Origin of the sequence: Paenibacillus gyeongsangnamensis (assembly GCF_027533625.1) — a bacterium.
Classification (GTDB): Bacteria; Bacillota; Bacilli; order Paenibacillales; family NBRC-103111; genus Paenibacillus_G; species Paenibacillus_G gyeongsangnamensis.
The window spans coordinates 194,775-217,303 of the sequence record NZ_JAQAGZ010000005.1 but is presented as its reverse complement, the minus strand read 5'-3'; the positions used below and the strand labels follow the sequence as shown (position 1 = coordinate 217,303).

Genomic DNA, 22,529 nt, shown 5'->3' with positions numbered 1-22,529 from the left:
GACGCTTGTTTTATAGTATTTATGGGAATTACACTGTATGGGATTAAACGGGGAACCGGCTTCGCAGTTCTTCCGGCATTTCCCGTCCCGTGCGGGTCGCCATGTCCATCGTCACGCTGGTGACCTCCGCATCGGCGCACAGCTCTCCGCGATCATTGCGTATTTCCTGCTTGAACACGTAGCTTGAACGTCCTGCCCGGCCCGGATAAGTCCGGATCGTCAGCAGGTCCCCCTGCCTGCACTCCCGCCGGTAATTGATGTTGATATTGACCGTGACGGTTTGAATGCCGAGCTTCAGGAACGCTTCGTAAGGCAGCTCGGCATTCTCGTACCATTCCTCGCGTCCCCACTCCAGGTACTCCAAATATTTGGCGTTGTTCACATGGCCGTTCACGTCGATTTCCGTGGAACGGACGATGATATCGAGCGATGCTTCCATCCTGTCACTCCTCGCTGCTAATGAACGGTTTTGCCTTCCATTGTAGCACAATCACCTGCCGATTAGAAAAGCGAACGCTGAAAGCCCGCTCTTCCCTCACATAAAAAGAAACCGTTCCGGATAAAGGAACGGTTTCTGGGGTGCAGCCCGTTAATTGATGAACTCTACGAATTTCAGCAGCCGCTTCAGCATGACCGCGGCTTCCGCGCGGGTCGCTTGGCCGGCCGGCACGAACGTGCTGTCGGTTACGCCGCTCACGATTCCCGCGTTCACCGCGCCTGCAACGGCATCCTTCGACCAACTGGAGAGGGTGGAGCTGTCCTTGAAGGCATTCAGCTTCTTGGCATCCGTATCGCTCTGCTTCCCGGCCAGCTTCATGGCACGGAAGATCATTACCGCCTTCTGCTCGCGGGTAATCGTCGCATTCGGCTGGAACTTGCCTTCGCCTGTGCCTTCGATTAGACCCGCCTTGGAGGCTGCTCCTACGGCTCCGGCGAACCAATCGGTCGACTGCACATCGGAGAAGTCCGTTACCGCCGCCTCCGTCAGACCTGCTGCCCGTACGAGCAGCGCGGCAAATTCCGCACGCGTAATTCGTGTATCCGGAGCAAAGGTCTCAGCCGTTGTTCCGTTTACCACTAATTTCGAGGCGAGCAGCTCGATATCGCTCTTTGCCCAATGCCCCTTCAAGTCATCGAACGTCTTGGACGATTGCACGACTGCGTAAATGCTGTTGCCCGGACGTTTGATCGTCACTTCGATTGTTCCGTTGATCGTCGTTCCATTGCAGATTGAAATGAGCCTTCGCACATAAAAAAACAACCTTCCGAAAGCGGCAAGTTGTTTTAAGCTGATGACAAATATGAAATTCGCTGCTTTTCCTCCTGCCCCAACCCAAGCGCATGGAACAGTATATCGGTTGGGTCGGGCTTCCCTTGCCTGCAGGACAGCCCGCGCAAAAAACGGGGCTCACCGCGCCCCGGCCAATAGAACACGCGCTTTCCGGTTAAGCCCCGAACCGCTTGCGGTACCCGCACTTCCGGCACAGCTCCTCCACCGCTTTCCGTTCGGAGAAGCCGTAGTAAAGGTTGTTCGCCCGCTCCCCTTCGACGATCTCCGAGAACGGCGTCGTATGGACGTTGCCCAGATTAATGACCCCTTCGCCGTCCAGGCAGCAGGGCACGACCGTGCCGTCCACGAGCACGGCCGCCTGGCTGCGCAGCGCGTAACAGAAGCCGACGCCGTCGTCCTCCGGCGCATCCAGGCTGGGCCACTCGAACTCGTGGTCCTGATTGAGATAGACCCGGTCGGCGATCTTGACGCCGCTGCCGGGGACGACCTTCTCCTCGATGCGGTAGTCCAGACCGAATTCCTTCTCGATGATTTCCAGTGTGGCCCGGTTGCGGCTTCGCTCCAGGTTCGTCGCGTTGTCCTTCGTCAGATTCCACAGCCGGAACGAGAAGATGATCTTATGCTCGGCGGCTTCGCGGACGAACGATAAAATTTCCCTCAGGTAGCCCTCGCGGTCCGTCGATCCCTCATGACCGTCAAAGCTGTGCAGCGAGAAGTTCATCTGGCGCAGCGCCGGCTTGCCCAGCAGCTTGTGCTTCGATTTCTGTATCAAGGTGCCGTTCGTCGTGATATTGACCTTGAAGCCCTTCTCGTGGCTGGCGTCCAGCAGCTCGTCAATCTTCGGATGCAGCAAGGGCTCGCCCTTCACGTGCAGGTAGATATGATTCGTATGAGGCTTGATCTGATCGAGTATGTGATTGAACGTATTCAGCTTGATGAAATTTTTCGCCCTTGCCGTCTGCGGGCAGAAACTGCACGCCAAATTGCATACGCTCGTAATTTCGATGTACACCTTTTTGAAAGTTTTCATGATGCGTTCCCCATTCCAGCCCGTTTCTATGAAACCTATTATAGCATAACGGGAACGGGATCATAGAAAAAGCGGTGTCTATTCCCAGTACCTTCTCGACGCGCAGTGCTCGGCCGCCAGACGATAGCCGCTTAAGTCGATCAGCTCGATCGATTTAACCGATTCGGGGGAGTGAAGCATCCGGCCGTTACCGGCGTAAATGCCGACATGATGAACCGCGCCTTTCCCTTCTTCGTGGGCAAAAAAGAGCAGATCCCCCGGCTCCAGCCGGTCCTTCTCCACGGGCTTGCCATGTCTGGCCTGATCCGAAGCGTCCCGCGGAATCGACAGGCCGAAGGCGCGGTGCATCGAATACGCGAAGCCGGAGCAGTCGTAGCCGAAGGAGGACATCCCGCCCCACAAGTACGGAAGTCCGAGGAAGGCCTCTCCCTGCTTCACGATCGCTTGCCCGACGCCGCCCTCAGGGGCAGGCCCGGGAGCCGAAAGATCGTCAGTCAGACGCACATCCGCCGCCCGCAGGAAGCCGCTTCCCTCTGCAGTCCGTACCTTGACCCATTCCTCGCCTGTTTCCAATACAGGCAGCACCGTAAGGAAGCTGAGCTCAAGATGCGGTATCGGGGCCGATGGGGCGCTGTACAGCCAAGCTCTTCCCGACGCCACTTTCGCCTGCAGCGCCGTGGCCGGCCACCCCTCAGGCTCCGGCATAAGCTGGCGGCGCGGCACCCAGCCGGGATAGCCTCTTGCTTCCTTACGCGTCGCCTGCTCCGGGATCAGCACCTTCACCCAGCCGTCCCGCTCCTCTTCCGCGAGAACGAGGGTCCCGTACAGGATTTGCGTCTGAACCCGGTTCGCTTCGCATAAGTCCAGCTTGTCGGCTACCGACATGTGCGCAAGCCATGCCCGCAGGTCCGCCGGATGCCGCAGCGCAGGCTCATCCATCAGGCGCGGCGATTCCGGCTTCGTCCATACGGTCGCAACGGATACCGCGGCAATCATCCGTTTCAGCTGTATCATCCGACGACTCCGATCGTCCGGCTGTGCAGCACGTCGCGAATCCCGAGACCCGGCTCGTCCGGGAAGGTCATGATCCGGCCGTCGTACCGCACCCCTCCGACTACGATATCGCTGCGCATCATGAGCGGAGCGTCGAAGTCGAAGCGCGTAATGTTCTTCTTGCTCGCGGCCAAATGCGCAGCGGCCGTCACGGCGACGCGGGATTCGATCATGCTGCCCACCATGCACTCGACGCCGAACTCCTCGGCGATATGGTTGATGATCTGGGCCTTATAAATGCCGCCGGATTTCATCAGCTTGATGTTGATCAGATCGGCTGCGCGGCGCTTCAGCACCTCGAACGCCTGAGCCGGCGAGAACACGCTTTCGTCAGCCATAACCGGCGTCTCGACCGCATCCGTCACGGCCTTCAGCCCTTCGATGTCATGCGCTTTGACCGGCTGCTCCACCAGTTCGATGTCCAGTCCCAGATCCTCCATACGGCGGATGGCCCGGACCGCATCCTTCACTTGCCAGCCCTGATTGGCGTCGACCCGGATCTTGACGGCACTGCCGACGCGGCTGCGGATTTCCTTGATTCGCTCGATATCCTCCTGGGCGTCGTCCTTGCCGACCTTGATCTTGAGCACGTTAAACCCGTCCTGGACGTAACGGAGGGCGTCCTCTCCCATTTCCTTCGGCGCATTGACGCTGACGGTGAAGTCCGTCTCGATCCGGTCCTTGTAGCCGCCAAGGAATTGGTACAGCGGCAGACCGCAGTATTGGGCTACAAGATCGTATATCGCCATATCGACCGCCGCCTTCGCGCTGGAGCTGCCGATCATCGAATGATGCACGGCCTGCAGAAGCTGCTCGTATGCAAGCAGACTCTTACCCACCAGGAGCGGCGTGAACGTATTCACGATCGCCGAGTGGATGCTGTCGAGACTGTCTCCGGTGATGACGATCGTCGCCGGAGCCTCTCCCCAGCCGACGCGGCCGTCGTCCGCCTGAATGCGGACGAGCACCGATTCGGCGTTAACGACGGTGCGCAGCGCCGTTTTGAACGGCTTCTTCAAGGGAGTGGATTGTCTCATGACTTCTATGCTTCGTATTAACATGCTTGTTGCCTCCTTGGGCGTTCTATGCTGCCGTGCCGGGAAAGCGACAGCCGCTTCATGTAGCAATCCGGCTTCGCAAAAAATTTAACCCTCAACGCCGGGCTCCACGCATTCCAGCAGCTTTTCGGCCGTGCTCATGCGGGCTTCGATACCGAGCGGGACGGCGATGTTCGGGGAGCAGTGGCCGATCTTGAACCCCGACAGTGCCGGTTTGCCTGCCGGAACGATATATTCCTGCAGCAGCTGCTCCAGCGTGAGCGAGACCTTCCGCTTGTTCGGCTCGCAATTATGGAAGTCGCAGACCATAATGCCTGCCGCATCGGCGAATTTCCCGGCCTGCCTCAGCTGGTTCAGCATGCGGTCGATCCGGTAGGGCTCTTCGTCGATGTCTTCGAGGAACAGGATTTTCCCCGCCGTATCCAGCTCATAAGGCGTTCCCATCGTGCTCGCAAGCAGCGTCAGGTTCCCGCCGGTCAGCGGTCCGTACGCCTCCCCTTCGACCAGCGTCCGCAGCGGCGTGATGTCTTCCGTATAACGGAGCACCGAGGGGCGAAGCAGCGTCTCGAAATTTTGCACCGTCACCGGAAGCAAGTCCTCCCGCGTCAAATCCACCAGCATCGGACCGTGGAACGTAACCAATCCCGCGAACCGGCCGATCGCCGCATGCAGGAAGGTGATGTCGCTGTAGCCCCAGAACACCTTCGGGTTCGCCCGGATCAGCCCGTAGTCGAGCAGGTCGGCAATGCGCCCGGTCCCGTACCCGCCCCGCGCGCAAACGATCGCCTTGATCTCCGGATCGGCGAACATCGCGTTCAGCTCGCCTGCCCGTTCCTCGTCCGATCCGGCCAAATAGCCGTACTGCTTGGTCAGCGTCTGCCCGAAACGCACCCGGAATCCGAGCCGCTCCAGATAAGCCGCCGCTGCTGCTGCTTGGTCCCGGTCCACCCAGCTGGCCGGAGCCGTAATGCCCACGAGATCGCCGGGGAGAAGCTTGGGAGGCTTCACCAACGTTTTCATTCTGACGCCCCTTTCCCTGTTGGAACCTGTAAGTCCGACGCCTCTCCGGAACGCTTCCGCCCGCTCCGCCGCTTATCTTCTTCGCCGGATCTCCTCAAGGGGCGGCCCCTTCTCCCGGCGCACACCCCTCGTCCATTCATTCGCTCTTATTTCAAATCCGCCCACTTGAAGTCGAGAAAACCGAAGGCGTGCCGGACAATCCCGTCCACCTTTTCGCTTTGCAGATATACGTTATTGTAGAAGTACAGCGGCAAAATCGGCGCTTCGTCCATCAGAATCTTCTCGGCGTCGTGCATCATCTTGAAGCGTTTGGCTTCATCCGGTTCATTATATGCGTCCTTGATCAATTTATCGTACTGCGGATTCGCCCAGCCTGTCCGGCTGAACGGATTCGTCGACTGGAAGCCGTCCAGGAAGTTAATCGGGTCGGCGAAATCCGGAAGGAACGAAGAACGGGAGATTTGCAGCTGCAGCTTCTTCTGCTCGTCGGTCAGCACCTTGCCTTCCTTGTTCGCCAGCTTCACGTCTACGCCGAGGTTGTCCTTCAGCATCGCTTGGAGCGCTTGGGCCACCCGCTGGCTCACATCGTTCGTGTTATACGTCAAGGTCACTTCCGGCAGCGTCTTGTAGCCCGCTTCCTGCAAGCCCTTCTCCAGCAGCTTCTTCGCATCGGCCGGATCGAACTTGATCAGGCTTCCGCCGGCTTTGCGGAAGTCTCCGCCCGCCGGATCCTTGAGCCCCGGAGAGACGTAGCCGTCGGCCGGCTTTTGCTTCTGCTTCAGGACGAGGTCCACCAGCTTCTGGCGGTCCACCGCCTCCACGAACGCCTTGCGGATGTTGGCGTTGTTGAACGGCGCCATTTTCACGTTGAACCGGTAAAATGCGGTGCCCGCCCCGTCTTCCACCTTGACCTTGTTCTCGGCGAACAGCTTGTCGCTGAGATCGGCCGGAACGGCTCCCGTCGTGTTGGAGCTGTGCAGCTCGCCGGTGGAGAACAGCTGGTAAGCCGTATTGGAATCGTTGACCATCTTATACGTCACGCCGTCCAGCTTCACGTTCGCGGCATCCCAATATTGGTCGTTCTTCACGAGCTTCAGCTCGCTGTCGTGCTTCCATTCCGCCACCTTGAACGGCCCGTTGCTGACGATCGTCGCCGCTTCGCCGGCCCACTTCGGGCTTTTGTCCACAGCCGCTTTGTTCACCGGGAAGAACGCCGGATTCGCTACCATGCCGAGCAGCCAGGAAGCCGGCTGGGCCAAGGTCACCTCCAGCGTCTTGTCGTCCAGCGCCTTGACCTTCACCCCGTCGGCCGGACCTTTGCCGGAGTTGAACGCTTCCGCGCCTTCGATCGGATAAGCGAGGAACGCTGCGTCGGACGCGGTCTTCGGATCGAGCATCCGCTTCCAGGCGTACTCGAAGTCGCCGGCCTTCACCGGATCTCCGTTCGACCATTTAATGCCGTCCCGGAGCGTAAACGTGTACTTCTTTCCGTCCGGCGTAACCTTCCATTCCTTCGCCATCGCCGGCTCGGGGGTTTGGTTTTTGCCAAGCCTGGTCAGCCCTTCAAAAGCGTTGTTCACGATGTCGTAAGACACTTGATCGAAACCGATCGGCGGATCGAGCGAGGTCGGCTCTTTCAGGTTGTTGTAGAGGAGGATCTTGGACTTCGTTTCTTTGGCGGCTTCCTTCTGATTGCCTGACGCCGCACCCGGATCTTTACTGCATCCGGCCAGCGCCGTTCCGAATACCAGCGCGCAGCTGATCAGCATTGCGTAACCTTTTCTCATGAACAGTTCTCCCCCTAATCGATAATCGTGATTTTTATCCTAGAGCCGTCTTGATCGAAATCTTGGGCGGCGTTTGGAACGCTTGTCGGGCCCGCGGGTCCTGAAGCCAGCAGGCGGCCTCGTGGCTGCCCGTCACCGGAGTCGGCTGCGGCATGTAAGCACTGCATACCTCCATCGCATGACTGCAGCGGGCGGCAAAGGCGCAGCCGGCAGGCGGAGCGAACAAATCCGGCGGCGTGCCGGGAATCGGAGCGAGCGGAAGGCCCCGATCCGTGTCCAGGCGCGGGATGGAGGCGAGCAGCCCCTTCGTGTACGGATGCTGCGGCTGGTGGAACAGCTCCCGGACGGTGCCGGATTCGACCACCTGTCCCGCGTACATCACGTTCACCCGGTCTGCGATCTTGGCGACGACGCCGAGGTCGTGCGTAATGAGAATGATCGAGACGCCGGTCGTCCGCTGGAGCATCTTGAACAGGTCGATGATCTGCGCCTGGATCGTCACATCGAGCGCCGTAGTCGGCTCGTCCGCAATGAGCACGGAAGGCCGGCCGACCGCCGCGATCGCGATCATCATCCGCTGCCGCATCCCGCCGCTGAATTCATGAAGATACTGCTTCAGTCGCAGCTCGGGGTTCGGAATGCCGACCAGCTGAAGCATCTCTACGGCCTGCCTCCGGGCTTCCGCCCTCGACAGCTTCTGATGGCGGATAATACCCTCCATAATCTGCTCCCCGATGGTGATCGTCGGATTGAGAGCCGTCATCGCATCCTGAAATATCATCGAGATTTCCGAGCCCCGCAGCTCCCGCAGCTGCTTCTCGGTCAGCTGCGTCAGCTCCCGGCCCTTGAACCGGATGCTGCCCTGCGTAATTCTTGAGGTATGCTCAGGAAGAAGGCGCATGACGCTGCGGGCAGTTACGCTCTTGCCGCAGCCGGATTCGCCTACGATCGCCAGCGTCTCCCCGGGGTTCAGCGTAAAGCTGACGCCGCGTACGGCCTTTACTTCACCCCCGTGGGTCTTGAACGACACGTGCAGGTTGTCCACTTCGAGCAAAGCCTCGGACGGATGGCTCTTTGTCATGCCGGTTACCTCCTCTGTTTCGGGTTAAAAGCGTCCTGCAGGCCGTCCCCTACCAGGTTGAACGCCAGCATCGTCATCGAGATGAAGAATGCCGGATAGAACAGCCGCCACCAATGGCCGGACAGGATCGTCGGCAGTGCGTCGTTCGCCATCACGCCCCAGCTGGCGAGCGGCGGCTGAATACCGAGGCCGAGGAAGCTGAGGAACGCTTCGGCGAAGATCGCCGACGGCACGGAGAACGTCACCTGAACGATGATGACCCCGACCGCGTTCGGCAGCAAATGCTTGCGGATAATGTAGCCCGCTCCGGCACCCAGCGTCCGCGCCGCGAGTACGTACTCGGACGACTTCAGGCTGAGCACCTGTCCGCGGACGATGCGGGCCATGCCGATCCAGCCGGTGGCGCTCAAGGCCACGATGATGGTCAGAAGCCCGGGGCCCATGACCACCATGAGCAGGATGACAATCAACAGATAAGGGATGCCGTACAGCAGATCGACGAACCGCATCATCACATTATCGATCCGGCCGCCGAAATATCCTGCGATGCCGCCGTAGACGATGCCGATGGCGAAGTCGATGAGTGCCGCCGTCAGGCCGATGAAGAGCGAGATGCGCGCCCCGTACAGGATGCGGGCGTACACGTCGCGCCCCAGCTCGTCCGTGCCGAACCAGTGCAGGGCCGAAGGCTTCTGGTTGCCGTCGAGCAGCGATTGCTTGGAGTAGCTTTGGTCCGTGAGCAGCGGGCCGAAGACGGCAAGTGCGGCGATAACGATAATGAGGATGAGCCCTAGCATGGCGAGCTTGTTTTTCAACAGGCGAAGCCACGCCTCCTGCCAGAACGACAGCCGCGGGCGAACGATGGCCTCCGCCGTGCTTTTATGCGCCATCGGTACGAATAACGAATCCGGAACGTTCATGATTATGCCTCCTTCCGGTGCAGCTTGATGCGGGGGTCGATGAAGCCGTAGGCGATATCCACAAGAAACATCATGAAGAGGAGCAGCGCGCTGTAGAACACGGTCGTCCCCATAATCAGCGCATAATCGCGGTTGTTGATGCCGTCCACGAAATATTTGCCCATCCCCGGTATGGCGAAAATCTTCTCGATGACGAAGCTTCCCGTCAGCACGTTGGCCACGAGGGCACCGAGCAGCGTCACGACGGGCAGCACCGCATTGCGGAGCGCGTGCTTGAATACGATCATGAACGGCGAGAGGCCCTTGGCCCGCGCCGTTTCGATGTAGTCCGCCGTCAGCACCTCCAGCATGTTCGCCCGGGTCAGCCTCGCGATGATCGCGAGCGGTCCGGCCGACAGCGCCAGCGCGGGCAGAATCACGTGCTTCCAGCTGCCCCAAGTCGCTACCGGCAGCAGCCTCCACTCGACCGCCACGAACTTGATCAGCATCGTCGCTACGATGAAGTTAGGCACCGCGATGCCGATGACGGCGAAGATCATGGCGAAGTAGTCGATCAGCCGGTTCTGCCTTAGTGCGGCCACCGTCCCGAGTGCGATCCCGGATACGATGGCGAACAGGATCGATACCATCCCGAGCTGGAACGAAACGGGAAACCCCCGCTCGATCATGGAATTGACGCTGTCCGGGAAGTGCCCGATGGACGGGCCGAGGTCGAGCGTCAGCAGCGATTTTAGATAAAGCACATACTGCACGGACAACGGTTGATCGAGATGATAAAACTCCATCATGTTCTGAACCGCGGTCGGGTTGGCATTGCGACCGTCCTTCTCAAACGGCGACCCGGGTACCGCATGCATCAGGAAGAACGTGATCGTGATGATGAGCCATAGCGTGACGATCATGGAAAAGAGTCTGCGAACGATATATTGTGCCATGCCTGCCTCACCCGCCTTTAACTGAATGCCGTACGCATCGCCAGCTCCGTCATGACCAGCATCGCTTGGTAGGCTTCCAGAATGTCCTTGGCCTGGAACCTCACGACCGGGCTATGGTCCTCAATCGTCGTACCCGGCATCAGATGGGCCCATTCCGCCTGCCCGTAGTTGGCGAATTCGATCGACAGCACCGGCCGGTCAGGCGGAACAAGCGGCTTCACCCGGCTGCGTCCTGCCAGCGCCTCCTTCGTCTTCTTCCGAAGCAGCTCGCCGCTCTTCTCAGGGGTCAGGCACAGCGCCGCCGTGCGCGATATGCGCTTTTTCACAACGGCCGTCGTGACGCCCGGAATGAGCTCCTCCGCCTCGGCCGCCGTCTCGTCGTCCCCCGCCACGAGCAGCACGGGTACGCCGTAATGCCCCGCTACGTAAGCGTTGAAGCCAAGCTCTCCGATCGCGGTATCGTAAATGTACATATCGCGCACGGCGAAGATCATCGTATGGCCTAGCACGCCCTTCTGGGCCGCTCTCGTGTGGTAGCCGAGGAAAGCCGCTCCCCCGAAGGAGGCGTCCAGTCCTTGGACCATGGAGAAGGGCTTCACGTCGCCCGAAATCAGCTGCGACTCGGGATGAAGCTTCTCGATCAGTAAATTGTTCATCTTGGAATGGCTGTCGTTGACGATCACTTCCGTACACCCTTCGTCGAAGGCGGTGCCGATCACCTGATTCGCTTCCTGCGTCATGATGTGCTGCCCGCGTGGGTAATTGTGCTGTCTGGAATCGACGAACGTCGGGTCCACAAGCCCGGTAATGCCTTCCATATCCACAGAAATATACAACTTCATGCCTCTTCCTCCAAACTTGTTGGGTACCAGGATAAACGGCTACGCCGTCCTTGTCTTATAAGGACCAGCGCGTTTACCAAGGTTGATGCGAAGCTATAAGTTGCGAAAACTTATAAATTCTTATCAACCCAGGATAAACGGCTACGCCGTCCTTGTCTTACAAGGACCAGCGCGTTTACCAAGGTTGATGCGAAGCTATAAGTTGCGAAAACTTATAAATCCTAATCAACCAAAAAAACCCGGCAAACAGTTTCGGGACCACTTCATCCCAAATCACCGTCTGCTGGGTTTTATTTACGGGGTATGGGCCAGCCATACGATAAATAAAGCAGCTACACCGTGCCGGAAGAGGGGCTTCCCTGCTCTTCCCGGCCGCTTAGTGCGAGTTTATATTTTTTTTGCGCGTCCTTGTACGCTACGATCAGCGCCTTCTGCGAGGAGCCGTGATATCTCCGGCGAATCTCGGCCGCCACGGACTCGAGGTGCTGCATACTGTGGCCGATAAAGATCGAGCGGACAAAGTCCGATGTCAGCGGGATGGTCGAGGAGCATCCGGCATCGATGATTTTATGGCTCGCCGTATCCACGACCAGCCCGATAAAAAACGCGTTGTACTGCTGCGTAATCGGATTATTGACCGAAGCCTGCGCGTCGCCGATCACATAAATCGTGTCTTTGTCGTACATCATGCGGCTGCACTCCTTATTAGCATTCAGACTTGCTCCGTTCGGGATGTCGGAAGGGAAGCTTCCCACGACCGCCGGATGCTGAAATACTAATGGTGTAATATAGTCTAACATCACATTTACATGTTGTAAATATTCGAATTATCGGGTATGCAAAAATGTCTCGTACAGCAGTCCCGCCAGCTCCTCCTCCGCCTCGAAGAACGCGCCACGTCCCTTGCGCCGGACCAGGCCGTTCATGATCAGAACGAACCCCCACCGTTCCTGCGGCTCGAAATACATATCGCTGAGCAGGCCGTACGCGTCGCCGGCATGTCCTACGAGCCGGTGTCCCGGGATGAGATCGTCCGTGAGCTGAAACTGCAGTCCGCTGTGGCGAAAAAAGCCTTCGGCCCGGTGCCCCGACCAATGCGGGGCATGCATCCGCTCCGCCGTCTCCCGCCTCAGGATGCGCGTCCCCCCCAGCTCGCCTCCGCCCGCATGAGCCTTAAGGAACCCCGTCAAGTCCTTCACCGTCGTACGGAGCCCGCCCTGCGGACTGAACAGCGCTCCGTTCGTGCCCGGCACATAGCCGCTGTAATTGATCGCTTCAGGCCTCCGGCCCTGGAAATCATCGGTGCCGACGATAAAGCGCCGCTCGGCGTCCGAGTATTCGTACAGCACGGCGATGTCCTCCATCCGCTCAAAGTCGCTGATATTGAAGCTAGTATTCCGCATCCCGAGCGGCTCGAACAGATGCTTCCGGCAGTAGAGATCGAAGCGCTCGCCGGACAGCTTCTCCACAACCGCCGCAAGAAGGACCGCGCCAAGATTCGAGTATTCAAAATGGCCCGGGTCCCCCGGCGGCCCCTCGCCCCAGAGGCGGTCCGTATAGTATGGCCCGTCCGGCAGCAGCAGGTCGGCAAGCCGCAGCCTCGGCGGATTCTCCCTGCGCGAATCGGCGACGAAACGCGCATATTCATCTTGCAGTCCGGAGGTATGCGTCATCAGCATCTTCAGCGTAACCGGAAGCTCAGGGTACCGGGGATTCCGGAGGGGCAGCCCGAGCAGCTCGCCCGCATCCTGATCGATGCCGCACAGCCCCTGCTCCGCCAACTGCATGAGCGCCGTGGCAACCACGGTCTTGGAGATGGAGGCGATGCGGAAGACAGTATGCTCCGATACCGGGATATGGCGATCCAGATTCGCTGAGCCGTAAGCTCCGCTCCAGACCTTGTGCCCATTACGGATAACGGAGGCAGCCAATCCTGCAATCCGGTGCCGCTCCGTCAGCTGCCGGATCCGCACATCCAAATCGTTCAATCCGGGCGCCTCCCGCAATAAAATGTAAACCTTTTCAAAAGGAACATATCTCCATAGTAACTTAAAACCTAGCTTAGGTAAATTGTTTTTGCAGGGTGCTAATGGCCGCAGCATTTCTTAAACTTTTTGCCGCTGCCGCAAGGACAAGGGTCGTTCCGGCCTACTTTCGTGCGTGTCGTAAAATCGATGAACTCTCCCGCACCCGACCGCAATGGTGGAGTACCCGTACTGCGGTTTCTTAAAGCAGACAACTCGTTCGGAGAATAGCCCTTCAGGAACCATTGCTTTGTATTATTGTGGAGCTTCACAAGGTGATCCAGGATGACTTGTGCCGTGTTCACGTCATTGATCTCCAATTGTTCCCGAAGGTACTCAAGCACTTCGGAAGGCGTATCGCCGTTCTGAATATCGTATACGCAGTCCTCGACGATGCCGTCGGCCTCTTCCGGAGAAATCGTATAATGATTAACGATATAATGAACAAATTCCCTGTAGCTCGCATTTCGCTCCACGTAATCCGGGTCGCCCGCTTGCAGCAGCTGCTCTTTGGAGAATGAATAGAAAGGCAGCTCTTTTCTCATCCTGTGCTCTTTCTTCACCCGCTCGGAATCCATGACCGTAATATACGAGTATCCTGAATTACACTCCTCAGCCAACTCCTCGTAGTCTTGGGCCTCCTGCATAACCTGTAAATATTCACTCATGATGACATGTTCGCCGGAGTATTGCTTTATAAAGTCGTTCAGCTCGCTAAGCGTCAACGAGCCGTAGTAATATAGCAACCCTTGCGTAAGCAGGATCCACTCCGTATTCCTGCGAATCCTGGCTTTGTAGTCCTGCGTATCCAACGCCTGAAATACATGCTGCACTTCCTGCGGAATCGCCAATGTTTTCTTGCCTTTATAGGTTCCTGAGAAGATAAGGCTTCGATTTTTAAAATAATTCAAGTGGTACAGCTCCACAGAAAGTTGCCCTTGTCCTCCTCGATTCGCAAGCTTCTTCAGGAGGTCATAGCGGGTTTGATCCAACAGTTTTAAGCAGTAGGGAATTGCCGTCGGCACATTGTCTACCAACGCGTGAATCAAATCCTGCTTCTTAAGCGAGCTCAATCCCGGGATGGCTAAGCTCGACCGAATAGCGGACAGCTCATCCTTTGTAAATACGGCAAGCGCTGCCTCAAGCGTCAGCGGGATTTCTATCGCAGACCAACACTTCTCCTCTTCCTTTGCCTTTAGTGTATGACTCATTTCTTGCATTTTGTTCAAGGCGTTTAACAGAGCGTTCTTCTCATTTCTAGAAAAGTGCTTGTCCATAAGCTCATCCTTTCATTTAGCCGACGGTATGATCTTTTCTTCTAAACTCGCTGCTTTAACTGAACGATGAATTCCAGCTGCTTAGGGGCTGAATCGTGAATGGTCCAGGATAAACGGCTACGCCGTCCTTGTCTTACAAGGACCAGCGCGTTTACCAAGGTTGATGCGAAGCTATAAGTTACGAAAACTTATAGCTTCTTATCAACTAACAAAAGCCGCTCAGCAAGCGGCTCATGGATAACGTACTTATTTATTTCGCCGTCAGAAGCAGCTCAAGAATGGCGATGACCGCGAGATGAGCGGGGTAGAAGCTTCTCCAGAGCCAGCTCGGTATGCTTCGGTGCTCCAACCGGCGGTACAGCGCCGGAACGTAAGCAATAACCAGGGTCGGAATCAGACTGAAGCCTTCGATGAGCCAGTCCTTGAGGAACAAGTATAGAAGGTTCAATACGAAGTGACTGAACACCATCGTATGGCTTTTCGAGTATTTGTAAATGAGCACCAGCAGCAAGCCGTACAGGCCGTAATCAAAATCCAGAACCTCCATGAGAATGACTGAGGCGGCGGCGACAGGAATCCATACGCTTTTCTTGCGGTTCTCGATGAGATATAGTACCGCGATGCAGACGAGCAGCGTCCCTACGGCATTCACGCCCATGATGCCGAAGGCCAGCATGAAAGGAATTTGAGATACCGCCGCAATGAAGAAAAGGCGCCTCATATAAAGCTTTAAATTCCTCGTGTGCATGTACCCCAGCACGATGCAATATGCATAGATGGGGAAGGCGATCCGCCCGATGATTCTCCAGAGCAGTTGATCCTTGAAAAATACGGCGCCTACGTGATCAATAAGCATGGTCAGCATCGCGATCAGCTGCATGGGCTCCTCCTTGTAAAGCTATCGATATACAACCCGCTCAGCCTATCATATCAAGCCGATCCCGTTACTTCCAGAATAATTGTTGTGATTTCACAAAAAGTAGAGTTTATTTTTAATAGATTTGTCGATGCTAGTTTATAGTCCGTATTGCTCGGTTAATCATGGGATGATCCTTTTATACGAAAAATAAACGGAATTTACTCCCTTAGGAAGGAGGGGTCGATGTTATGCTGCCGCAGACCCGATTTTTCAAAGCATGTCTGGGGATCATTTGCATCCTTGTCATCCTTCTGCTCTTATCCAAGGTGAGCTTTCTCTTCAAGCCCGTCTTGTTGATATTTCATATTCTGATCGTTCCCTTCATCCTGTCAGGCTTTCTCTACTATTTGCTTCGTCCGCTCGTCGCCTACCTATGCGCCAATCAGATGAAAAAGACGTTCGCGATCCTATTTATTTACTTTGTGCTCATGGCTGTTCTCATTTTGTTTCTTACCCTCGTCTGGCCGACGCTGCAATTCCAAGTGAAGAACTTTATCGAAGGAGCTCCCCTGCTCATCCTGGCGTTCCAGGAGCAGCTCACGCGGTTTCAGCAAAACCGCTTGTTCTCCGCCTTTCTGACGAACGGAACAGATTTTTCGAAGCAGTTGTCGGACTACCTGAGCCATTGGATCACGGTCGCCTCAAATTATGTAACGCATGTCATTTCCTTCGTCACGAACTTTGTAATTGTTGTGGCAACCGTACCGATCATCCTCTACTACATGCTGAAGGAAGGCGAGCAGCTTCCCTCCTACATCCTGCGCTTGGTCCCCCGCCGGTACCGTAAAGACGGGCGGGAGGTGATGTCGGACATCGATTCGGCGCTGAGCGGCTTCATCGTCGGCCGCGTAATCATTACGCTTCTCCTGGGAGTGATGATGTTCATCGGCTTCCTGCTGATCGGACTCCCCTTCTCCCTGCTGATTACGGTGGCGGCCACGATACTGAACCTTATCCCTTATATCGGCCCGATCCTTGGCGCCGTGCCGGTACTTATCGTCGCCTTCGCCTATTCCCCTGGCATGGTCCTGTGGTCGCTGGTCGTCGTATTGATTGCCCAACAGGTCGAGGGTTCCTTACTTGCGCCCCATATTTACGGGAAGCGGCTCGATATCCATCCGCTCACGACCATCGTCATCCTGCTTGTTGCCGGCGATATCGCCGGCATTCTCGGCGTAATTCTCGCCATTCCGCTATATATGGTGGTCAAAATCCTGATCGCCAGGTTGTACAGCCTGTTCTTGGAGGAGAAGGTGGAGGAGCTCGTGGAGTAGGGCTTGGTATATTCAGGGTTCGTCTCCGGCAACGTTAATAAGTCAAAAGCAGCCGATCCTCGAGTAAGGATGGGCTGCTTTTTCATTTTGTACGGCGACTGTTTTCTTTTGTCAAGGATTACCTCTACCTGCTGCTTAAGCCGCCAGCTTAACGGATAGCGCCAGCCGCGGCAAAGCTATATTTCTTCCGAGACGTCTGATCATTCGTCTCCAATGCTTCCCGTTCATTGACTTTCTCACCCGGCTTTCGAGTTTTATCAAAAATCCAACGTGTTCCATGATACAGATGGTTTGTAAAATCCGCTTTAGAATCTAATAAAGTTATTGTAAAAGGCAATTTTTCAAAACCAGGATAAACGACTACGCCGCCCTTGTCTTACAAGGAGCAGCGCGTTTACCAAGGTTGATGCGAAGCTATAAGCTACGAAAACTTATAAATTCTTATCAAACAAAAAAGCCTGTCCTCAACGGACAGGCTCTTATTATTTCATTCGATAAATTCTGGCTTCATAGGGACTCAGCCGAAGCTCATCGCCTTCATGCGGCTGTCCAGAAGCATTCGTAAGAATCATTTCTCTCGCTCGTCCAGACATCGAGACTGGAAGATTACATGCAGCCGGACGGTCCGAAATGTTGAGGACGACGAGCCATTGTTCTTCCCCCAATACCCGGGAATAAGCATAAATCTGCAGGTCGTTCTCCAGGATCGGCTCGTAGCTTCCATAGACCATCACTTCATTGTGCTTGCGAAGCTCAATGAGCCGCTTATAGTAATAAAACACGGAATCCGGATCGGCGAGCGCCTCGGATACGTTGATCTCTTTATAGTTAGGATTGACCTTGATCCAAGGGGTGCCGCTGCTGAACCCGGCATTCTCCGTTCCGTCCCACTGCATGGGCGTTCTTGAGTTATCCCGGGAAAGATGGAGCAAGCTCTCGAATACTTCCTCCGGATCTCTGCCTTTGGCTACTTCTTCCTTGTACTTGTTCTTCATCGCGATATCGTTGTAATCGTCAATGGAACCGAAGCGGACGCCGGTCATCCCGATCTCTTCGCCCTGATACACGTACGGCATTCCGGGCAGCGTGTGCAGCAGCGTCGCGAAGCATTTAGCGGATTCCACGCGGTAACGGCCGTCATTGCCGAAGCGGGTCACGAGCCGCGTATGGTCGTGGTTGTTTAAGAACTGGGAATTCCAGCCTTTCCCCCACATGCCTACGTACCACCGCTTCTGGATGTCCTTAAATTTCGGCATATCCCAATGGGCCATATAGTCGCACACTTCAAAATGGAACAGCGTATGAAGCTCCTTGCGGCCTTCTCCTACGTAAAGCACCCCGTCCTCGGGCGTAACGAACGGAATTTCCCCTACGGTAAAAATATCGTAATGCTTCAGCACCTGATCGTGCATTTCCTGCAAATATTCATGGATTCCCGGATTGTTGCCCAAATACGAGATGTTCTCCGGATGCTCCGCATCGGGGAAGCCGGCTTGCTTGGCGAGCAGGTTGATGACATCCATCCGGAAGCCGTCGATCCCCTTATCCAGCCAAAACCGCATCATGTCGTAAATTTCTTCCCGGACCTTCGGGTTCTCCCAATTTAAATCCGGCTGCTCAACGGCAAACGAATGGAAATAATATTCCCCTGTACGCTCATCGTATTCCCAGGTCGAAGGAGTGAAATACGATCTCCAGTTGTTCGGCTCCTTGCGCCATATATAATAGTCCCTCTTCGGATGTTCCTTGGACGACCGGGATTCCTCAAACCAGGGATGCCGATCGGACGTATGATTGACGACCAGGTCCATGATCAGCTTCATGCCGCGAGCGTGGACTTCTTGAAGCAGCCTTTCCAGTGTTTCCATCGTCCCGGCTTTAGCCATCACGGAACGATAATCGGAAATATCGTACCCGTTATCGACGTCCGGCGAGCCGTAGCACGGATTCAGCCAAATGACGTCGGCCCCCAGCTCGCGGATATAATCCAGCTTGCGGATTACGCCCTCCAAATCTCCGTAGCCGTCCCCGTCCGTATCGTAGAAGCTTCGCCAATATACCTGATAGACGACCGCTTCTTTCCACCATGCTTTCGTTATGCCCTTCATGCCTTGGAGGCCTCTCTTTCCTTGGAGGAATGAATCAATTCAAAGCCCGTCGTATTTTCCAGCACCTGTACCTCGAAGCCGCTTCCGGTCTCCACGCCGCGGGTTACCTTGAGCGACAGATAGCCGGAGCCGATCCGGATGCGCTCCGCCGCAAGCTCATCCATGCCTTCCGGCAAATAGGGATCGATCGCGATCTCACGGGTGAGCGCATTCGGATGCAAACCGAGCATAGCCTGCAAGAAAACCACCGACGTGCCTGCAGCCCAAGCCTGCGGCGAGCAGGTCGTCGGATACGGCACGGGATGGCCCAGACTCGAATCGTGACCGCAGAACAGCTCGGGCAGCCGCTGATATTCGAACGCGCGGGAAGCCTCCAGCAGGCTGGAGATCACCTTGCCGGCCTCCTTCTTATAGCCCATCCGGCTTAAGCCCAGCAAAATCATCGCATTATCGTGCGGCCAAACGCTGCCGTTGTGATAGCTCATCGGGTAGTAGCCCGCGGCCTTCGTGCTCATCGTGCGGATGCCGTAGCCGCTGAACAGGTCTTCCGCGACAAGCCGCTCCGCAACGTGCCCGGCGCGGGAAGCGTCCGGCAGACCGGACATCAACAGATGTCCCGGATTCGACGTCACGGATTGGACCTTCCGCCCATCCCTATCCAAGGCGATGGCATAGAACCGCTCTTCCTCCATCCAGAACGCCTGCTCGAACCGGGCGCGCAGCGCCTCGGCTTCCCTAGCCAGCTTAGACGCAAGCCCGCTCTCGCCCATGGCCTCGAATACGGACGCCAAGCCGTTCTTCGCCTGGTACACGTAGCCCTGCACCTCGGACAAGGCGATCGGCGAGGCCGCGTAGCCACCCGAGGCGTGAACGATGGAATTGCTCGAATCCTTCCATCCCTGGTTCGGGAAGCCCTTCTCCGCTTCCTGGTGATAAGTTAAAAATCCCGATCCCGCTGCCGCGGCGGAATCGATCCACTCCAGAGCGCGCACGATATTCGGCTTCAGCTCCTCCACCAGTGCAAGATCGCCGGTCCAGCGGACATATTCGGCGATCAGGACGAGGAATAACGGCGTCGCATCCACCGAGCCGTAATAAGGTCCGAACGGCGACTGCTTCGTATTCACCAGTTCGCCGAAGCGGATTTCGTGCATGATTTTGCCCGGCTGCTCGTCACGCCATGCATCGGTCGTCGTTCCTTGATGCGCAGCGAGCGTTCTCAACGTGCCCTTCGCCTGCTCCGGCTGCAGCGGGAGCAGGAACAGGGACGCGATCAGGCTGTCCCGGCCGAACGGAACGGCAAACCACGGCAGTCCGGCCACCGTCGTATGTCCGTAGCCCACGTCGGTCATCAGCATCCGCAAATCCTGCACGCCGCGGCGGTACAGCCCATTAAACACGTCCGAATCGGAAGCGATGCGGGTTGTCTCTTGAGACCATACCGCATAGGACGCTTCCAGCCGCTTGAGGCCTTCCTCGAAGCTGAACATAAGCGGCGGCTGCCCTTCCAGCACGGGAGCAATATAGAAGCAAATACGCTTCGTTTCTTTAGGCTCCAGCGACAGCGCAAAACGAACATGGCCGTCCGCGTCCCTTTCCGTCTCTTCCAGGTCCCACCCGATCCGCGTTTCCCGCAGCAGGTTGTCCGCCCCTTGGTAACGGATCGCCAGCTGACGTTCCCCGGCTTCCGAGCCAAGCAGTTTCCCGACCTCACCCGTCCGGTACTTCCGGACGATGAACATGTCCTGGAAGTCGGCCGCGAAGGAAGCGGCCAATTCAAAGGCCGCGGCTTTCGGGAAATAATTCGTTACCGTTACCCTCTCGTACAGGACGCCGCCGTAGATGAACCGCTCTCTATGGAGCTCAATGGCTCCCTCATCCTTGCGGTCCTTCATTAGCCGAATCGAAGCGAAGTAGCTTCGGTCCGCGGCAGAGGACAGCAGCGTCGGCTTCTCCCCGTCGATGAACAGCTCCATCCGGCTTAAGAACCGCGTATCCTTGGTGTATAATCCGTGCCCTTGATCGTTATTTCCGGTGACGTCGCCTTGCTTGTCCGTAAGAAAGAACAAGTCTCCTTCTTTAATTACGCTGTAATCCATATGTCTAACGCCTCGCCCTCGCTTGGTTTATCCTTTGACCCCGGAGCTGGAAATGCCCTCGATGTACTGTCTCTGGAAGAAAAAGAAGAAGATCAGGATCGGCAGGGTGGTCAGCACAACCCCGGCCATAATGAGCGGCGTATTCTCGAACATCATGTCCTTCACGCTGTTCAGACCCACCACGAGCACATACATATCCGGAATATTGGTTAGCGTGCTCGGGATCAGGTAGCTGTTCCATGTCCCGGCAAAAGCGAGAATCGACATCGTAATCAGCGACGATTTGGCCAGCGGATAGACGATGCGCCAGAAGGCGCCCATCTTCGTCAGCCCGTCCAGCCTTGCCGCTTCGATGAATTCATTCGGCACCGTGATGAAAAATTGCCGCAGCATGAAGATGTACATGCATTGATACAGGAACGGAACCGTCAGCCCAGCGAACGTATTCAGCCAGCCGAGCTGCGCCATATTCACATACACAGGAATTAGGATCATATGGTAAGGCACCATCATCGTAGCGACGACGATCCAATAGATGACCTTGCTTCCCGCAAAATCCAGCTTGGCCAGCGCAAAGCCGGCCATCGGGTTGATGATCAGGTTGCCGAGAATGACGATCCCCGTCATGATTACCGTATTGAAAAGCCATTTAGGCACGTTATAGGCGTCGTTAGTGAAAAAGATTTTGTAATTCTTAAAACTCCAGTGGGATATGCCGGCTAATTTATTGACATCCTGCATCGAAACGAAAGACGTGTACAGCGTATAAAGGAACGGCAGAAGAAACAGCAGTCCGACGATCGTAATGACCGTATAATTGCTAAACAACGAAACGCGGTTTTTGAGCTGCATGGATGTCACCCCTTTTCGTCCAGCAATTTTTTCTGAAGGAATGTAATGAACATGATGATGAAGAAGAACAGGACGACGGCCGCGCTGCCGTAGCCGATTTTCATATACCGGATCCCGTTCTGGTAGAAATAGGTCACCACCGTGCTGGTAGCTCCCGCAGGCGAGCCCAAAGCTCCGTACCGGGAGATGGCGGCGATCTGGTCGTAAATTTGGAAAGCCAGGATCGTGGAGACGGATACGACGAAGAAGGTAACCGGCTTCAAATAAGGAACGGTAATGTAGCGGAACTGCTCCCACTTGGAGGCCCCGTCCATCTGCCCCGCCTCGTACAAATCCTTAGGCACTTCCTGAAGCCCGGACAAGTACACGATCATCGTAAATCCGCACTGCTGGAATATAAACAAGATGCAAACGAATAACAGCGCATAATGCGTATCGGCAAACCACGTCACGTTCCCGAAGCCGAAGATCGAGAAGAAATTCGTCACGAAGGTACCTTTCTTGAACAGCATCATAAACACCGTTGCGATCGCGATCTGCGAGGTAATGTACGGGATGAAGAAGACCGTCCGGAAAATGCCCTTTCCTTTGATCTTTTGGTTCACTAGAATGGCCATGAGCAGGCCGAGTATGGTTTGGACCGGAACGGCAATGACGACGATCTCGAGCGAATGGACCACCGCCTTGTAAAATTCCGGGTCATGCAGGATTTGAACATAGTTCTGCAGGCCGATAAATTTCGCATCCTTCAGGGAAGCGAAGTTGGCATCCTGGAAGCTCCGCACGAACGACTGCAGGAACGGATACAGGAACCACCATACCCACAGCACCAGGAAGGGCAGGATGAACAGCCACCCTACGGTGAGATCGGAATCGGCGACGAAACGGATCCAGGACTGCTTCTTCACCCGGCTTGCGGGCATATCTGTGCTAACATGATCGTAGGCAGCCATAGCGCA

At 56.2% G+C, this 22,529-nt stretch carries 20 protein-coding genes; 1 reads left to right on the top strand and 19 read right to left on the bottom strand.

The window, feature by feature from the left end:
- Positions 1-43: 43 nt before the first annotated feature.
- The 15 genes from O9H85_RS09680 to O9H85_RS09610 form a co-directional block, all read right to left on the bottom strand.
- Positions 44-439 (bottom strand): acyl-CoA thioesterase, encoded by a 396-nt coding sequence (locus O9H85_RS09680; RefSeq protein WP_269881123.1) that lies wholly within the window; start codon positions 437-439, stop codon positions 44-46.
- Between the two features lie 150 nt (positions 440-589).
- Entirely contained in the window at positions 590-1,249 is a 660-nt protein-coding gene (locus O9H85_RS09675) for an S-layer homology domain-containing protein (protein WP_269881122.1), read from the bottom strand.
- Positions 1,250-1,445: 196 nt separating this feature from the next.
- The gene (locus O9H85_RS09670) at positions 1,446-2,321 is read right to left on the bottom strand and encodes a radical SAM/SPASM domain-containing protein (RefSeq protein ID WP_269881121.1); all 876 of its coding nucleotides are present in this window, start codon (positions 2,319-2,321) and stop codon (positions 1,446-1,448) included.
- Positions 2,322-2,399: 78 nt separating this feature from the next.
- On the bottom strand, positions 2,400-3,335 hold the full coding sequence (locus O9H85_RS09665; RefSeq protein WP_269881120.1) for a C40 family peptidase: 936 nt from the start codon (positions 3,333-3,335) through the stop codon (positions 2,400-2,402).
- Complete coding sequence (locus tag O9H85_RS09660; RefSeq protein ID WP_269881119.1) at positions 3,332-4,435, bottom strand: dipeptide epimerase; 1,104 nt, start codon at positions 4,433-4,435, stop codon at positions 3,332-3,334. Before O9H85_RS09660 ends, O9H85_RS09665 begins: the two co-directional genes overlap by 4 nt.
- Before the next feature lie 84 nt (positions 4,436-4,519).
- Complete coding sequence (locus tag O9H85_RS09655; RefSeq protein ID WP_269881118.1) at positions 4,520-5,452, bottom strand: S66 peptidase family protein; 933 nt, start codon at positions 5,450-5,452, stop codon at positions 4,520-4,522.
- Positions 5,453-5,598: 146 nt separating this feature from the next.
- Entirely contained in the window at positions 5,599-7,239 is a 1,641-nt protein-coding gene (locus O9H85_RS09650) for a peptide ABC transporter substrate-binding protein (protein WP_269881117.1), read from the bottom strand.
- A 34-nt stretch (positions 7,240-7,273) separates the two neighbouring features.
- Positions 7,274-8,320, bottom strand: a complete 1,047-nt coding sequence (locus O9H85_RS09645; protein WP_269881116.1) for an ABC transporter ATP-binding protein — start codon at positions 8,318-8,320, stop codon at positions 7,274-7,276.
- Positions 8,321-8,325: 5 nt separating this feature from the next.
- On the bottom strand, positions 8,326-9,240 hold the full coding sequence (locus O9H85_RS09640; protein ID WP_269881115.1) for an ABC transporter permease: 915 nt from the start codon (positions 9,238-9,240) through the stop codon (positions 8,326-8,328).
- Between the two features lie 2 nt (positions 9,241-9,242).
- The gene (locus O9H85_RS09635; RefSeq protein WP_269881114.1) at positions 9,243-10,175 is read right to left on the bottom strand and encodes an ABC transporter permease; all 933 of its coding nucleotides are present in this window, start codon (positions 10,173-10,175) and stop codon (positions 9,243-9,245) included.
- Positions 10,176-10,192: 17 nt separating this feature from the next.
- Positions 10,193-11,017, bottom strand: coding sequence for a M55 family metallopeptidase (locus O9H85_RS09630; protein WP_269881112.1), 825 nt, complete (start codon positions 11,015-11,017; stop codon positions 10,193-10,195).
- Between the two features lie 332 nt (positions 11,018-11,349).
- Entirely contained in the window at positions 11,350-11,703 is a 354-nt protein-coding gene (locus O9H85_RS09625) for a DUF3870 domain-containing protein (protein ID WP_269881257.1), read from the bottom strand.
- 141 nt (positions 11,704-11,844) lie between these two features.
- Complete coding sequence (locus O9H85_RS09620) at positions 11,845-13,005, bottom strand: serine hydrolase domain-containing protein (RefSeq protein WP_269881111.1); 1,161 nt, start codon at positions 13,003-13,005, stop codon at positions 11,845-11,847.
- A 98-nt stretch (positions 13,006-13,103) separates the two neighbouring features.
- On the bottom strand, positions 13,104-14,318 hold the full coding sequence (locus tag O9H85_RS09615; RefSeq protein ID WP_269881110.1) for an SEC-C metal-binding domain-containing protein: 1,215 nt from the start codon (positions 14,316-14,318) through the stop codon (positions 13,104-13,106).
- A gap of 250 nt (positions 14,319-14,568) precedes the next feature.
- Entirely contained in the window at positions 14,569-15,198 is a 630-nt protein-coding gene (locus O9H85_RS09610; RefSeq protein WP_269881109.1) for a TraX family protein, read from the bottom strand.
- Positions 15,199-15,425: 227 nt separating this feature from the next.
- Between O9H85_RS09610 and O9H85_RS09605 the strand changes: the two genes are divergently transcribed.
- Entirely contained in the window at positions 15,426-16,511 is a 1,086-nt protein-coding gene (locus O9H85_RS09605; RefSeq protein ID WP_269881108.1) for an AI-2E family transporter, read from the top strand.
- 482 nt (positions 16,512-16,993) lie between these two features.
- On the opposite strand, the gene O9H85_RS09600 is transcribed toward O9H85_RS09605, so the two are convergent.
- Genes O9H85_RS09600 through O9H85_RS09585 form a run of 4 tightly spaced genes read right to left on the bottom strand, consistent with a single transcriptional unit; the run spans position 16,994 to position 22,523 of the window.
- Entirely contained in the window at positions 16,994-18,610 is a 1,617-nt protein-coding gene (locus O9H85_RS09600; protein ID WP_269881256.1) for a glycoside hydrolase family 13 protein, read from the bottom strand.
- A 5-nt stretch (positions 18,611-18,615) separates the two neighbouring features.
- Complete coding sequence (locus O9H85_RS09595; protein WP_269881107.1) at positions 18,616-20,718, bottom strand: amylo-alpha-1,6-glucosidase; 2,103 nt, start codon at positions 20,716-20,718, stop codon at positions 18,616-18,618.
- A 27-nt stretch (positions 20,719-20,745) separates the two neighbouring features.
- The gene (locus O9H85_RS09590) at positions 20,746-21,570 is read right to left on the bottom strand and encodes a carbohydrate ABC transporter permease (RefSeq protein ID WP_269881106.1); all 825 of its coding nucleotides are present in this window, start codon (positions 21,568-21,570) and stop codon (positions 20,746-20,748) included.
- 5 nt (positions 21,571-21,575) lie between these two features.
- The gene (locus O9H85_RS09585; RefSeq protein WP_269881105.1) at positions 21,576-22,523 is read right to left on the bottom strand and encodes a carbohydrate ABC transporter permease; all 948 of its coding nucleotides are present in this window, start codon (positions 22,521-22,523) and stop codon (positions 21,576-21,578) included.
- Positions 22,524-22,529: the final 6 nt, after the last annotated feature.

What these genes read in the sequence shown, in the direction of transcription:
- O9H85_RS09660 (WP_269881119.1), bottom strand. Translation starts at nt 4,435, where the DNA reads ATGTTAATACGAAGCATAGAAGTCATGAGACAATCCACTCCCTTGAAG.
- O9H85_RS09650 (WP_269881117.1), bottom strand. Translation starts at nt 7,239, where the DNA reads ATGAGAAAAGGTTACGCAATGCTGATCAGCTGCGCGCTGGTATTCGGA.
- O9H85_RS09640 (WP_269881115.1), bottom strand. Translation starts at nt 9,240, where the DNA reads ATGAACGTTCCGGATTCGTTATTCGTACCGATGGCGCATAAAAGCACG.
- O9H85_RS09680 (WP_269881123.1), bottom strand. Translation starts at nt 439, where the DNA reads ATGGAAGCATCGCTCGATATCATCGTCCGTTCCACGGAAATCGACGTG.
- O9H85_RS09585 (WP_269881105.1), bottom strand. Translation starts at nt 22,523, where the DNA reads ATGGCTGCCTACGATCATGTTAGCACAGATATGCCCGCAAGCCGGGTG.
- O9H85_RS09595 (WP_269881107.1), bottom strand. Translation starts at nt 20,718, where the DNA reads ATGGATTACAGCGTAATTAAAGAAGGAGACTTGTTCTTTCTTACGGAC.
- O9H85_RS09615 (WP_269881110.1), bottom strand. Translation starts at nt 14,318, where the DNA reads ATGGACAAGCACTTTTCTAGAAATGAGAAGAACGCTCTGTTAAACGCC.
- O9H85_RS09655 (WP_269881118.1), bottom strand. Translation starts at nt 5,452, where the DNA reads ATGAAAACGTTGGTGAAGCCTCCCAAGCTTCTCCCCGGCGATCTCGTG.
- O9H85_RS09630 (WP_269881112.1), bottom strand. Translation starts at nt 11,017, where the DNA reads ATGAAGTTGTATATTTCTGTGGATATGGAAGGCATTACCGGGCTTGTG.
- O9H85_RS09645 (WP_269881116.1), bottom strand. Translation starts at nt 8,320, where the DNA reads ATGACAAAGAGCCATCCGTCCGAGGCTTTGCTCGAAGTGGACAACCTG.
- O9H85_RS09610 (WP_269881109.1), bottom strand. Translation starts at nt 15,198, where the DNA reads ATGCAGCTGATCGCGATGCTGACCATGCTTATTGATCACGTAGGCGCC.
- O9H85_RS09665 (WP_269881120.1), bottom strand. Translation starts at nt 3,335, where the DNA reads ATGATACAGCTGAAACGGATGATTGCCGCGGTATCCGTTGCGACCGTA.
- O9H85_RS09605 (WP_269881108.1), top strand. Translation starts at nt 15,426, where the DNA reads ATGCTGCCGCAGACCCGATTTTTCAAAGCATGTCTGGGGATCATTTGC.
- O9H85_RS09590 (WP_269881106.1), bottom strand. Translation starts at nt 21,570, where the DNA reads ATGCAGCTCAAAAACCGCGTTTCGTTGTTTAGCAATTATACGGTCATT.
- O9H85_RS09635 (WP_269881114.1), bottom strand. Translation starts at nt 10,175, where the DNA reads ATGGCACAATATATCGTTCGCAGACTCTTTTCCATGATCGTCACGCTA.
- O9H85_RS09625 (WP_269881257.1), bottom strand. Translation starts at nt 11,703, where the DNA reads ATGTACGACAAAGACACGATTTATGTGATCGGCGACGCGCAGGCTTCG.
- O9H85_RS09670 (WP_269881121.1), bottom strand. Translation starts at nt 2,321, where the DNA reads ATGAAAACTTTCAAAAAGGTGTACATCGAAATTACGAGCGTATGCAAT.